Genomic DNA, 12,472 nt, shown 5'->3' with positions numbered 1-12,472 from the left:
TCAGGCGTCGGCTGCGACCCGCAACCGCCCGAACTCCGCCGCCATCGTCGCCGCCGTCCAGTGCGCGTTCAGCCCGCTCGGATTGGGCAGCACCCACACGCGCGTATCGGCGATCGTCCGCTCCTGCGGCCCCACTTGAGCCTTGCGGTCGTCGAAGGCGGCCCGGTACGCGGTCACACCCACCACGGCCAGCCAGCGCGGCCGTACGTCCGCCACCTTCGTCGCCAGCAGCCGCCCGCCCTCGCGGTACTCCTCGGCGCTCAACTCGTCCGCCCTGGCCGTCGCGCGCGCCACGACATTCGTGATGCCAAGGCCGTGCGACAGCAACTCCCCCTGCTGCGACGGCTTCATCAGCCGAGGCGTGAACCCGGACAGATGCAGCACCGGCCAGAAGCGATTGCCGGGCCGGGCGAAGTGATGGCCCGTCGCCGCCGTCATCAGACCGGGGTTGATACCGCAGAACAGCACGCGGAGGCCGTCCGCGATCACGTCCGGTACGAGACGGTCGCGGGCGGCCTCCAACTCCTCGGCGGTGAAGCGCGTCAGAGGATCGCTCCGGGGGTGTAGCCCGCGGCCTCCGGGTGCTGCTTCACGATCTCCTCGATGCGGCCGACGACGGCGGCGACCTGGGCGGCCGCGGCGCCGGTGAAGGACAGCTTGTCGGCCATCAGATCGTCGAGCTGGGCACGGTTCAGCGGAATGCGCTCGTCCGCGGCGAGCTTGTCGAGGAGTTCGTTGCGCTCGGCGCCCTGCTCACGCATCGCCAGCGCGGAGGCGACGGCGTTCTCCTTGATCGCCTCGTGCGCGACCTCACGGCCCACGCCCGCCCGCACCGCGCCCATCAGCACCTTCGTGGTGGCGAGGAACGGCAGATAGCGGTCCAGCTCACGGGCCACCACGGCCGGGAAGGCGCCGAACTCGTCCAGCACGGTCAGGAACGTCTCCAGCAGACCGTCCAGGGCGAAGAACGCGTCCGGCAGCGCGACCCGGCGCACCACCGAGCAGGACACGTCGCCCTCGTTCCACTGGTCGCCCGCGAGCTCGCCGGTCATCGAGGCGTAGCCGCGCAGGATGACCATCAGGCCGTTGACGCGCTCGCAGGAGCGGGTGTTCATCTTGTGCGGCATCGCGGACGAGCCGACCTGGCCCGGCTTGAAGCCCTCGGTCACCAGCTCGTGCCCGGCCATCAACCGGATCGTCTTCGCCAGCGACGACGGCGCCGCCGCCAGCTGCACCAGCGCGGTCACGACCTCGTAGTCCAGGGAGCGCGGGTAGACCTGGCCGACCGACGTGAACGCCTCCGAGAAGCCCAGGTGCCGCGCGATCCGCCCCTCCAGCTCGGCCAGCTTCGCGGCGTCCCCGCCCAGCAGGTCCAGCATGTCCTGCGCCGTACCGACCGGGCCCTTGATGCCGCGCAGCGGATAGCGACCGAGCAGTTCCTCGACCCGGCCGTACGCCACGAGCAGCTCGTCCGCGGCGGTCGCGAACCGCTTGCCGAGGGTGGTGGCCTGCGCGGCCACGTTGTGCGAGCGGCCGGCCATGACCAGCTCGCCGTACTCGCCGGCGAGCTTGCCGAGGCGGGCCAGCACGGCCACCGTACGGTCGCGCATCAGCTCCAGGGAGAGCCGGATCTGGAGCTGCTCGACGTTCTCCGTGAGGTCGCGGGAGGTCATGCCCTTGTGCACGTGCTCATGCCCGGCGAGGTCGTTGAACTCCTCGATCCGCGCCTTCACATCGTGCCGCGTGACCTTCTCGCGTTCGGCGATGGAAGCCAGGTCGACCTGGTCGAGAACACGGTCGTAGTCGGCGATCGCCGCGTCCGGCACCTCGATCCCGAGGTCCTTCTGGGCCCGCAGCACGGCAAGCCAGAGCTGACGCTCCAGCTTCACCTTCTGCTCGGGGGACCAGAGCGTGGCGAGCTCGTGGGAGGCGTAGCGTCCGGCGAGGACGTTCGGGATGCGGGGCTTGGCGGGCGCTGAAGTCACGTAAACGGATTCTACTGGCGGTTTGTGCAGGCCAGCGCCACCGGGCGGTTTGGCGGAACCTACGAAAGCCCGGCCCCCGGTGCGCAAGGCGCCGCCTCGGCACCCGGCGTCACGCCGACGGACCCTCGTACGGCAGCAGGTCGGGGCGCTTCGGGGGCAGGCCGTCGCCGGATGAGCGGCCGGTCAGCCGGCGGCCGATCCAGGGCAGCAGGTACTGCCGGGCGAAACGCGCGTCCCCGACGCGGCGCGCGACCCACGCCGGCGGTGCGGTGGCCGGCATCGGCATGCGCCACTCGGTGTCCTCCGGCTCGTGGCCGAGCGCCTGCCACACCGCCTCCGCGACGCGTCGATGCCCCTCGGCGGTGAGGTGCAGCCGGTCCACGTCCCACTGGCGCGGGTCGCTCAGCGAAGGGGCGCCGTACAGGTCGACGACCACCGCGCCGTGCAGCGCGGCGAGGTCGTCGACGCAGGAGAACAGCTCCTCCATGCGCGGCCGGAACCGTTCCAGCACCGGACCCTGACGGCCCGGGCTGCGCATCAGCACCAGCTGCTTGCAGGCGGGGGCCAACCGCTCCACGGCCTCCGTCAGCAGATCGCGCACCCGCCCCATGTCGCACTTGGGGCGGAGCGTGTCGTTGAGCCCGCCCACCAGCGTGATCACGTCGGGCTGCATGGCGACGGCCACCGGCACCTGCTCCTCGACGATCTGCGCGATCAGCTTGCCGCGCACCGCGAGGTTGGCATACCGGAATCCGGGCGTGCGGGCGGCCATCCTCCCGGCGAGGAGGTCCGCCCAGCCGCGGTAGGAGCCGTCCGGCAGCAGGTCCGACATGCCCTCGGTGAAGGAGTCGCCGACCGCGACCAAACTGGTGAATGTGGGGTTCTTCTGCATGGCGACACAGATGGTAACCCGCTTCCATACCCGCCGGTACGTCGGCCCGTCTCCCCTCCGGGCCGGTCAGGTCCGCTGCCCGAACAGCTCCCGCAGCACGTCCTCCATGGTCACCAGCCCGGCCAGCAGTCCGTCCTCGCCCAGCACGGCGGCGAGATGCGTACGACTGCGCCGCATCGCCGTGAGTACGTCGTCCAGGGGTGTGCCGGCCCGCACGCGCGCGATGGGCCGCATCTCCCGCACCTCGAACGGCAGGTCCCGCGGCAGCTTGTCCAGCGCGTCCTTCACGTGCAGATATCCGACGATGCGCCGCCCCTCGTCCACCACGGGGAAGCGTGAGAACCCGGACTCGGCCGACAGCCCCTCCAACTGCTCCGGCGTGACGCCCACGCGCGCGTAGACGACGCTCTCCAGCGGCAGCACGACATCGTGGACGGGCCGGCGGCCCAGTTCCAGCGCGTCGTGCAGCCGCTCCCGAGCCCGGTCGTCGATGAGGCCGGCCTCTCCGGAGTCCCGGACGATTCGGGCCAGCTCGGCGTCCGAGAAAGTCGCTGCCACCTCGTCCTTGGTCTCCACGCGCAGCAGCTTCAGCAGACCGTTCGCGAAGGCGTTGATCGTGAAGATCACCGGGCGCAGCGCCCGCGACAGGGCGACCAGCGGCGGGCCGAGCACCAGCGCGCTGCGCACCGGCTCGGCCAGCGCGATGTTCTTCGGCACCATCTCGCCGAGCAGCATGTGCAGATACGTCGCCAGGGCCAGCGCGATCACGAAGGACACCGCGTGCCCCGCACCGGTCGGCACACCGATCGCATGGAACACGGGCTCCAGCAGATGTGCGATCGCCGGCTCCGCGACGATACCCAGGACCAGCGTGCACAGGGTGATGCCGAGCTGTGCCGCCGCCATCAGCGCGGACACGTGCTCCAGAGCCCACAGCACGCTCTTCGCCCGCCGGTCGCCCTGCTCCGCGTGCGGCTCGATCTGGCTGCGGCGTACGGAGATCAGCGCGAACTCGGCGCCCACGAAGAAGGCGTTGACGACCAGGGTCGCGAAACCGATCAGAAGCTGTACGGCGGTCATCGTGCGGTCTCCCCCTCGCTCGGGTCGTTCAGCGGCGCGTGCAGCAGCAGGCGCGCGGCCCTGCGGCCCGACGCGTCGACCACGTCCAGCCGCCAGCCCACGACCTCGACACGGTCGCCGACGGCGGGGATACGGCCGAGCTCGTGGGCGACGAGACCGGCCAGCGTCTCGTACGGCCCCTCGGGCACCCTCAGTCCGACGCGCGCGAGCTGGTCCGTGCGGGCGGCGCCGTCCGCCGAGAACAGCGCACGGCCGTCGTCGTCACTGCCCGCTCCGGCGAGGTCGGGCGTCTCGTGCGGGTCGTGCTCGTCCCGCACCTCGCCGACGACCTCCTCGACGATGTCCTCCAGCGTGGCCACGCCCGCCGTACCGCCGTACTCGTCGATGACGACGGCCATCGTGCGCTTGCCGGAGAGGCGGTCCAGCAGCCGGTCGACGGTCAGCGACTCGGGCACGAGCAGCGGCTCGCGCATGAGTTCCGCGACCCGGACGCGCGCCCGGCGGTCCGCGGGCACAGCCAGCACGTCCTTGATGTGCGCGGTGCCCACGACCGAGTCGAGGTTGCCGCGGAAGACCGGGAACCGGGACAGGCCGGTCGCCCGGGTCGCGTTCGCCACGTCCTCGCAGGTCGCCTGGACGTCGAGGGCGAAGACCTGCACGCGGGGCGTCATCACGTTCTCCGCCGTCAGGTCGGCGAGGTTCAGGGTCCGGACGAACAGCTCGGCGGTGTCCGCCTCCAGGGCGCCCTCCCGGGCGGAGTGCCGGGCCAGCGCCGCCAGCTCCTGCGGTCCGCGCGCGGAGGCCAGCTCCTCGGCGGGCTCCACGCCGAAGAGGCGCACGATCCGGTTGGCCGTGTTGTTGAGGTGGGTGATGAAGGGCCGGAAGGCGGCGCTGAACCAGCGCTGGGCGTTGCCCACCCGCTTGGCCACGGCCAGCGGCGAGGAGATCGCCCAGTTCTTCGGGACCAGTTCGCCTACGACCATCAGGACCACGGTCGACAGGGCCGTACCCAGCACCAGCGCCACCGAGGAGGCCGTGGAGCCGGAGATGCCCATCGACTCGAGCGGGCCCGCGATCAGCGCGGCGATCGACGGCTCGGCGAGCATACCGACGACCAGATTGGTGACCGTGATGCCGAGCTGTGCCCCCGAGAGCTGGAAGGTCAGGCTCCGTACGGCCTTCAACGCCCCGGCGGCGCCCCGCTCGCCGCGCTCCGCGGCACGTTCGAGGTCGCCGCGCTCGACCGTGGTGAGGGAGAACTCCGCGGCGACGAAGGCACCGCACGCGAGCGACAGCAGGATCGCCACCAGAAGAAGGAGCACTTCGGTCATCGGGTCACCTCCGTCCCATGATCGGGCAGGGCGGGGAGGATCGCGCGATGTCGTGTACTGGGAGGCTCGCCCATGGGCGGACGCTCACACCTTTCCTTGGAGAACCGAAGTGGTCCTCCAGGGTAAAGGGTCAGCAAAAATGCCCCGCGACCCTACCCCCCGAAGGGCTTGACCCACCGCCGCCACTGCTCCTGGGGCTCGTACCCCGCCGCGCGCCAGGCATGATGTGCGGTCTCGTTGCGCCGCAGCACCATCGCATCCCCACGGCGCCCGCCGAGCCGTACGAATCGCTCCTCCGCGGCGGCCAGCAGCGCCGCACCGATGCCCTGCCGTCGACGGTCAGGATGCACCGCCAGCCGGTACAGATGGCACCGCCAGCCGTCGAAGCCGGCGATCACCGTGCCAACCAGCTCGCCGTCCAGCTCGGCCAGGATCAGCGCTTCCGGGTCACGGGCGACGAGCCGCTCGACGCCGCTTCGGTCGTCGCTGATGCTCGTGCCCTCGGCGGCCGTCTTCCAGAAGGCCAGCACGGTGTCGAGGTCGTCGGGCCCGGCGGGCCGTATCCGCAGATCAGTCATGGTGTGATCCCATCACCCGCGATCGGACGGGACACGACATTCCAGCATCCGGACGGCTACTCGGCCCGCAACGCCTCGATCACCGGCGCGAACGCCTCCATGTACGGCTCCAGGACGGTCAGATACGAGAAGCCGTACCGCTCGCGCTGCGCCCGCACCTGCGCGGTGATCTGCTCCAGGGTGCCCACCAGGAGGAGGGGCAGGTCGAGTGCCAGCTCCACGGTCGCGCCCGGCACCCGTTCCACCAGAGGCCGGACGGCGGCCTCGCGGTCCTCAGTGACGGTCACCATCTGGACGAGCAGATTCAGCTCGGCGGGCTCCTTGCGGCCCTCGGCCAGCCGCCGGTACAGGGACACGCGCTCGTCGAGTTCCTCGGGCGGGATCGGCAGCAGCTGCCCCGTCCTGGTCCCGGGCACCGCACGCGCGGCCGTGAAGGCGGCGATGTCCGCGTGCTCGGCGGTGAGCCGCATCATGCGGTCTCCGTTGCCGCCGATCATCAACGGCACCCGTTCCGCCGGGTCGAGCAGCCGGTCCAACTCCTCGACCGTGTGCTGGAGATGGTCGACACGCGCGCGTGGCGTTCCGTACGGCAGCCCGGCCGCGTCGTGCTCCGCCTGGACGTAGCCGGTGCCGAGCCCGAGTTCCAGGCGTCCGCCGGTCAACGCGTTCGTCGTGGCCACCTCGCGGGCGAGCAACGTCGGATTCCAGAAGCCCGCGTTGAGCACGAAGGTGCCCAGCCGGGGCCGTTCGGTCGCCTCGGCGGCCGCCACGAGCGCCGGGAACGGCGCGACCATGCCGAGGTGGTCCGGGACCAGGATCACGTCGTAGCCGAGCTCCTCGGCCCGTCGGCATCTGGCGCGCCACTCCGCGGCGGGCGCCGGGGTGATCAGACTGACGCCGAAGCGGAACGGGCGCGGCATGAACTCTCCTCAGCTGAAAGCGACTTGAGTACGTGCCGCGATTCCATCACTCGTGGGCGATGGCCGCCAGCACATTCATGCGCGAGGCACGCAACGCCGGCAGCAGGGCCGCCACCACACCCACGACCGCCGAGCCGATCACCACCGCGATGAGCGTGCTCCACGGGATCGCGAACGCCTTCATGCCCTGAAGCGCCAGAACCTGCTGTATGCACACGCCCCACACCAGCCCCAGCGCGAGCCCCAGCACGGCGCCGAACACCGCGATCACCACCGACTCCAGCCGGATCATGCGGCGCAGTTGGCGCCGGGCGAGCCCGATGGCCCGCAGCAGACCGATCTCGCGGGTCCGCTCGACGACCGACAGGGCAAGGGTGTTGACCACGCCGAGCACCGCGATGATGATCGCGAGCCCGAGCAGCGCGTACACGAGATAGAGCAGGACGGCGATCTGGTCGTGGATCAGCTCCTTGTAGTCGGCGATGTCCCGGACGTCCACCTGCGGATACGGCTCGAGGGTGTCCTCCAGGTTCGCGCGCAGGTCGTCGGCGCTGGTGCCGGGGGAGGAGTTCACGTCCACGGCCGAGTCCTGCCTGCCGGGCGTGTACCGCTCCAGCGTGCCCATGCCGAAGTACAGCCCGCCCTGTGCCCCGAACCCCTCGGCGGTGTCCTGGTCGGTCAGCGCGCCCACCGTCAGGTCGGCCGTGCGTCCGCCCTGGAACTCGACCGAGACCGTGCTCCCGACGCGCGCACCGTGGTCCCGCGCGAAGTCCAGGTCCATGGCGAGACGCCCGCCCGCCAGCGCGGCCGCCGAGTCCCCCTGCGCGTACGTGATGTTGGCGACGTCGTCGAGCTTCGGGTCGTAGCCCGCGGCGGTCGTCTCGACGCGGTCGCCGTCCGGCAGGGTGGCCGCGACCGGCGTGAGCCGCATGCGCACGACCAGGCCCACTCCCTCCGTGCCGCGCACCGCGTCGGTGACCTCCTGCGGGAACGGCACGAAGTTGCTGTTCTGCACGACGAAGTCGGCGCCGAGCGTCTTGTCGATCTGGTCGTCGAAGGACTTGGTCATGGAGGCGCTCGCCACCGACATCCCGCCGACCAGGGCGAGCCCGACCATCAGGGCGGCCGCGGTGGCCCCGGTACGGCGGGGGTTGCGCAGGGCGTTGCGCTGGCTCATCCGGCCGATCGAACCGAACAGCGCAGGGAAGGCCCCGCCCAGGACGCGGATCACCGGCCGGACCAGCAGCGGGCCCGCGATGACCGTCGCGATGAGCGTCAGGACGACGCCGAGGCCGAGCAGGGAGGCCGCCGTCGACGTCTCCGAGGAGGTGACACAGCCGACCAGCGCCGCCGCGCCCAGCGCCCCGACGACCGTGCCCACCACCGCGCGCATCCGCAGCGGCCGGCCCACGTCGGCGATCTCGGCGTCCGCGAGCGCCGCCATCGGCGATACGCCTGCCGCGCGCCTCGCTGGGAGGTAGGCCGCCACGAAGGTGACGCCGAGGCCGACGACGTAGGCCGAGACGGGTGTCGCCCAGCCGACGACCATGTCGGCGGACCTGATGTTCATGCCGAGCAGGCCCATCAGCTCGATGAGCCCGATGGCGAGCCCGATGCCCGTGGCGAGGCCCAGCGTGGAGCCGACCAGGCCGAGCAGCAGCGCCTCGGTGAGGACCGAGCGGCGGACCTGGCGGCGTTCGGCGCCCAGTGCCCGCAGCAGCCCCAACTCGCGGGTGCGCTGCGCGATCAGCATCGAGAAGGTGTTGACGATCAGGAACACACCGACGAGGACGGCGATACCGGCGAAGCCGAGCATCACGTACTTGATGACGTCGAGGAATCCGCCCAGCTGCTCGACGTCCGACTGGGCCTGTTCGTCGGCGGTCCGGAAGTCGAAGGTGTCGGCGCCCAGCGCGGCGGCCACGCGCTGCTTGAGCTGCGGGTCGCTGACGCCGTCCGCGGCGTCGACGGAGATGCTGGTGGCGGCGTCCGGGTCGCCCAGCAGCTTGGTCTGCGCGGTCTCGGTGTCGAAGAAGACCAGCGCGGCACCGGGGTTGGTGGTGGTGAACGTGGCGATGCCCACGACCTCGGCCTTGAAGGAGCCGGGCGCGGCGATGATGGTGAGCGTGTCGCCGATCGCCACGTCCTTGCTGTCGGCGGTGTCCGCGTCGAGCAGGACCTGGTCCGGCCCCCGGGGAGCGTGACCGGAGGTCAGCTCGACGGGGCTGCGGTCGGTCGGGTTCCAGTCGGTGCCGATCGTGGGGGCGCCGGTGGTCGGGCCCACCGACTTGTTGTCCTCGTCGGCGACGGTGATGCCCTCGACGTCGACGTCGGCACGGGCCGACTCGGCGCCCTCGACCCGGCCCGCGCGGTCCGCGAGGGAGGCCGGCAGGGTGGGGGTGAAGCCGGACGGCAGCGCCTCGTCGAGGTTCTCCTTCGGGCTGACCGTGACATCGGCCGCGGTCGAGGCGAAGAGCCGGTCGAAGGTACGGCTGACGGTGTCCGAGAAGATCAGGCTGCCCGCGACGAACGCCACGGAAAGGATCACGGCCAGCGCGGACAGCAGCAGCCGCCCCTTGTGGGCGAGGAAGCTCCTCAGCGTCGCCTTCAGCACGTCGGTCAGTCCTCCTGGGCGGAGGGCGCGGGGTCGTCGAACTGGCTGCGGACCAGGTCGAAGCGTTTCATCCGCTCCAGCACCGCCTCCGCCGTCGGCTCCCGCATCTCGTCCACGATCCGCCCGTCCGCGAGGAACAGCACCAGGTCGGAGTGGGCGGCGGCGCCCGGATCGTGCGAGACCATCACGACGGTCTGTCCGAGGTCGTCGACCGCGTCCCGCAGGAAGCCCAGCACCTCGAGTCCGGCCCGCGAGTCGAGGTTGCCGGTCGGCTCGTCGGCGAAGATCAGCTCGGGGCGGGAGGCGAGCGCACGGGCGCAGGCCACGCGCTGCTGCTGGCCGCCGGACAGCTGCGACGGCCGGTGCTTCAGCCGGTCCCGCAGCCCGAGCGTGTCGATGACCTGGTCCAGCCACTTCTCGTCGGGCTTCTTGCCCGCGATGTCCATGGGCAGCGTGATGTTCTCGGCCGCGTTCAGCGTCGGGATGAGGTTGAACGACTGGAACATGAACCCGATCCGGTCCCGACGCAGCCGGGTCAGCTCCCGCTCCTTGAGCCCCGTGATCTCGGTGTCGCCGAGCCACACCTGACCCGCCGAGACGGTGTCGAGCCCTGCGAGGCAGTGCATCAGCGTGGACTTTCCGGAGCCGGAGGGCCCCATCACCGCCGTGAAGCGGCCGCGCGTGATGTCCACGTCCACCGAGTCGAGGGCGAGGACCGTCGTCTCGCCCGAACCGTACGCCTTGGTCAGACCGCGGGCGCGGGCCGCGATCGCGTCGGCCGAGACGTGCTCCGCAGCAGATGTGGACAACGCTGCCTCCTCGATATCGGACATCGCGGCTCCTTGCCAGGGCCGAGCCTAGTGTGATCCAGCGCACACTCGGTATCCCCCTTGGGTCCTGGACGGTCTCCACCCATGGGATGAGCCCTTGCGGCCGCTAGCGCATCGGCGCTAGCTTTGACGCATGGCCAAGACCCAGCTGAACGTACGCGTGGACGAAGGCACCGCCCGCGCCGCCCGCGAGCGTGCCGTGGCCCGCGGCATGAGCGTCAACCGCTACATCGAAGAGCTGGTCCGACAGGACACCGGAGAGGTCGGCCACACCTTCGTGGAGGCCGCCGCCGACTTCATGAAGCAGTACGAGTCGGTGTTCGCCGACGAGTTCGGCGCCGACCGTGAAGGCACCCGCGAAGGTCGCCGCTGATCCCTTGAGCAACCTCAGAATCGACCTCGCCTGGCTGCTCATGCTCGCCGAACAGAACACTCCCGGAGACCCCCAGGTCACCGACTGGGGCGCGCTCGTCGCCGCCGTCGCACGCCATGAGGCCGAGATATTCGACGTCCCCGTCTACGACACCCCGCAGGCCCGGGCCGCCTCGCTGCTGCAACTGCTGCTCCACGTGCCCGCGCTGGAGCGATCCAACGCCCTGTTCGCCTCCGCCGTCGCGTACGCCTACCTCGTCGCCAGCGGCCTGAAGGTCGTCACCTCTCCGGAGCAGGTCCGTGACCTGGCCCGGCTGGTGAAGAGCGGCGAGGCCACGGTGCACGACATCGCGCAGGAACTGCGGCAGTGGAGCCTATGAGGGGACTTCGGGCCGCCAGGCCGTCCCCAGTACGCAGTACGAGGACGGCAGCGTGGGCCCGTTCTCCGGCATCATCATCCGCCGGTAGGGGCCGAGTTCGAAGCCTGCGGCGCGCAGCGCGGCGATGGGGTCCCGGGCCAGATGGCAGCCTCCGTTCAGCCGTGGCCACACCGTGCGGTCCAGCGCGCGCTGGGTGAAGCACATCGCCCGGCCGCCGCCCTTGCCGTGTTCGAAGAAGCGCACGGAACCGCCCGGCCGCAGCACCCGCCGCACCTCGCCGAGGGCGCGCGACACGTCCCGCACACTGCACAGCACCAGCGACAGCACCACCGCGTCGAAGGCCTCGCTCTTGACCGGCAGCGCCTCCGCCGCGCCCGGCGCCACGTCCACGGGCACCTCGGCGCGCAGGGCGGACTCCACCGCCAGCTGCCGTAGCGTGCGCTCCGGTTCGATCGCGACGACCTCCGAGACCGCGCTCGGATAGTGCGCGAAGTTCAGGCCGTTGCCCGCACCGATCTCGATCACCCGCCCGGACAGCCCGGCCAGCAGCCGGTCGCGCACACCGCCCATGCCCATGCGCGTCTCCAAGCTCACGCTGACACGGGCGTAGTACCGGGCGAACAGCGGGTGGTGCACGGGACCCCGCGGCCCCTTGCCGGAGCCGTTGACGGACCGTTGCGGCATGGCGACCTCCCGGGCGGACGGAGTGCCCTACCGCGATTGTCCCCCGTGCGGGCCCCGCGCACCCCCGCGGTTCGCGGGTACGTCAGGAGACGAAGTCCCGCACCTGCTCGTACACGCCGTGGTCGTTGTTCATGTCGGTGTGCGAGACGCACCCGACCCCGACGTTCGTGGCGCCGCTCAGAAGTGCCGTGCTGTCCGGGTTCAGGGCCTCGTCGCAGTTCGACCAGTAGCTGGCGTAGGCCACGCTGCCCGGGGTCTCGTCGCCGGAGTTGAGCGAGGTCAGGAAGGAGCTGCCGGTGTTCATCTCGGCGCACGAGGTGTACAGCCAGGCGCACCAGGCCGCGGTGCTCGTGCCGTGGTTCGTGCCGGCGACCGAGACGAAGTCGTCGACGTAGGCCGTTCCGCCGAGGTTCTTGAGGTAGTAGCGGGAGCTGAGCACGCCCATGGAGTGGGTGACGATGTCGACCTTGGTGGCGCCGGTTCTCGCGAGGACGTTCCGGATCTCGGTGGCCAGCTGCTGCGCGGTGGTGGCGTTGGACTGGGACCAGCTGTACGACCAGGCGTCCAGTTCGGCGGAGGTGTAGCCGTCGGCCTCGAAGTAGCCGGCCCATTCGTCCCAGCTGCTCGACGAACTGCTGAGGCCGTGCACGAAGACGACGGGGTCGTGGGTCGCGGCTCGGGCGGGGGTCGCGGACAGGGAGAGTGCCAGAAGGAGCGATGAGGTCACGGCCGAAACAGCCGTGGCGATGCGACGCTTGTGGCGCTGCATGATGCCTCCTGAAACGTGTGGGGTTGTCAGGAGTGTC

General features: G+C 71.0%; 13 protein-coding genes. 2 read left to right on the top strand and 11 right to left on the bottom strand.

The window, feature by feature from the left end; all coding sequences use genetic code 11:
• From mug to ACIHFB_RS05640, 9 genes are all read right to left on the bottom strand, one after another.
• Positions 1-546 carry a G/U mismatch-specific DNA glycosylase gene (gene mug, locus ACIHFB_RS05680; protein WP_400125615.1) on the bottom strand — a complete coding sequence of 182 codons (546 nt, stop codon included), beginning with the start codon at positions 544-546 and terminating at the stop codon, positions 1-3.
• The gene (gene purB, locus ACIHFB_RS05675; RefSeq protein WP_400125401.1) at positions 543-1,985 is read right to left on the bottom strand and encodes an adenylosuccinate lyase; all 1,443 of its coding nucleotides are present in this window, start codon (positions 1,983-1,985) and stop codon (positions 543-545) included. Before purB ends, mug begins: the two co-directional genes overlap by 4 nt.
• A gap of 109 nt (positions 1,986-2,094) precedes the next feature.
• Positions 2,095-2,877: an SGNH/GDSL hydrolase family protein gene (locus tag ACIHFB_RS05670; protein ID WP_400125399.1), complete on the bottom strand. Its 783-nt coding sequence runs from the start codon at positions 2,875-2,877 to the stop codon at positions 2,095-2,097.
• A 66-nt stretch (positions 2,878-2,943) separates the two neighbouring features.
• Positions 2,944-3,957, bottom strand: a complete 1,014-nt coding sequence (locus ACIHFB_RS05665) for a hemolysin family protein (RefSeq protein WP_365270546.1) — start codon at positions 3,955-3,957, stop codon at positions 2,944-2,946.
• A complete protein-coding gene (locus ACIHFB_RS05660; protein ID WP_400125396.1) occupies positions 3,954-5,288 on the bottom strand; it encodes a hemolysin family protein in 1,335 nt (444 codons plus the stop codon). The genes ACIHFB_RS05665 and ACIHFB_RS05660 overlap by 4 nt, the downstream gene beginning before the upstream one ends.
• A 152-nt stretch (positions 5,289-5,440) precedes the next feature.
• Complete coding sequence (locus tag ACIHFB_RS05655; protein WP_400125394.1) at positions 5,441-5,866, bottom strand: GNAT family N-acetyltransferase; 426 nt, start codon at positions 5,864-5,866, stop codon at positions 5,441-5,443.
• A gap of 56 nt (positions 5,867-5,922) precedes the next feature.
• Complete coding sequence (locus ACIHFB_RS05650) at positions 5,923-6,786, bottom strand: LLM class F420-dependent oxidoreductase (RefSeq protein WP_400125392.1); 864 nt, start codon at positions 6,784-6,786, stop codon at positions 5,923-5,925.
• 46 nt (positions 6,787-6,832) lie between these two features.
• Positions 6,833-9,400 carry an ABC transporter permease gene (locus ACIHFB_RS05645; protein WP_365270534.1) on the bottom strand — a complete coding sequence of 856 codons (2,568 nt, stop codon included), beginning with the start codon at positions 9,398-9,400 and terminating at the stop codon, positions 6,833-6,835.
• A gap of 5 nt (positions 9,401-9,405) precedes the next feature.
• A complete protein-coding gene (locus ACIHFB_RS05640) occupies positions 9,406-10,233 on the bottom strand; it encodes an ABC transporter ATP-binding protein (RefSeq protein WP_365270531.1) in 828 nt (275 codons plus the stop codon).
• A gap of 130 nt (positions 10,234-10,363) precedes the next feature.
• Here ACIHFB_RS05640 and ACIHFB_RS05635 point away from each other — a divergent pair, with 130 nt between their 5' ends.
• Complete coding sequence (locus ACIHFB_RS05635; protein WP_400125389.1) at positions 10,364-10,603, top strand: toxin-antitoxin system HicB family antitoxin; 240 nt, start codon at positions 10,364-10,366, stop codon at positions 10,601-10,603.
• 4 nt (positions 10,604-10,607) lie between these two features.
• Positions 10,608-10,982 (top strand): fic family toxin-antitoxin system, toxin component, encoded by a 375-nt coding sequence (locus tag ACIHFB_RS05630; protein ID WP_365270525.1) that lies wholly within the window; start codon positions 10,608-10,610, stop codon positions 10,980-10,982.
• Here ACIHFB_RS05630 and ACIHFB_RS05625 read toward each other — a convergent pair.
• Together ACIHFB_RS05625 and ACIHFB_RS05620 are read right to left on the bottom strand one after the other, a co-directional pair.
• The gene (locus ACIHFB_RS05625; protein ID WP_365270522.1) at positions 10,977-11,666 is read right to left on the bottom strand and encodes a class I SAM-dependent methyltransferase; all 690 of its coding nucleotides are present in this window, start codon (positions 11,664-11,666) and stop codon (positions 10,977-10,979) included. The genes ACIHFB_RS05630 and ACIHFB_RS05625 overlap by 6 nt on opposite strands.
• Before the next feature lie 82 nt (positions 11,667-11,748).
• Positions 11,749-12,435, bottom strand: coding sequence for an alpha/beta fold hydrolase (locus ACIHFB_RS05620; RefSeq protein ID WP_365270520.1), 687 nt, complete (start codon positions 12,433-12,435; stop codon positions 11,749-11,751).
• Positions 12,436-12,472: the final 37 nt, after the last annotated feature.

It is taken from the genome of Streptomyces sp. NPDC051963, assembly GCF_044593495.1.
Classification (GTDB): Bacteria; Actinomycetota; Actinomycetes; order Streptomycetales; family Streptomycetaceae; genus Streptomyces.
Note: the sequence above shows the minus strand (reverse complement) of the source record. Positions and strands in the feature narration are given on the sequence as shown.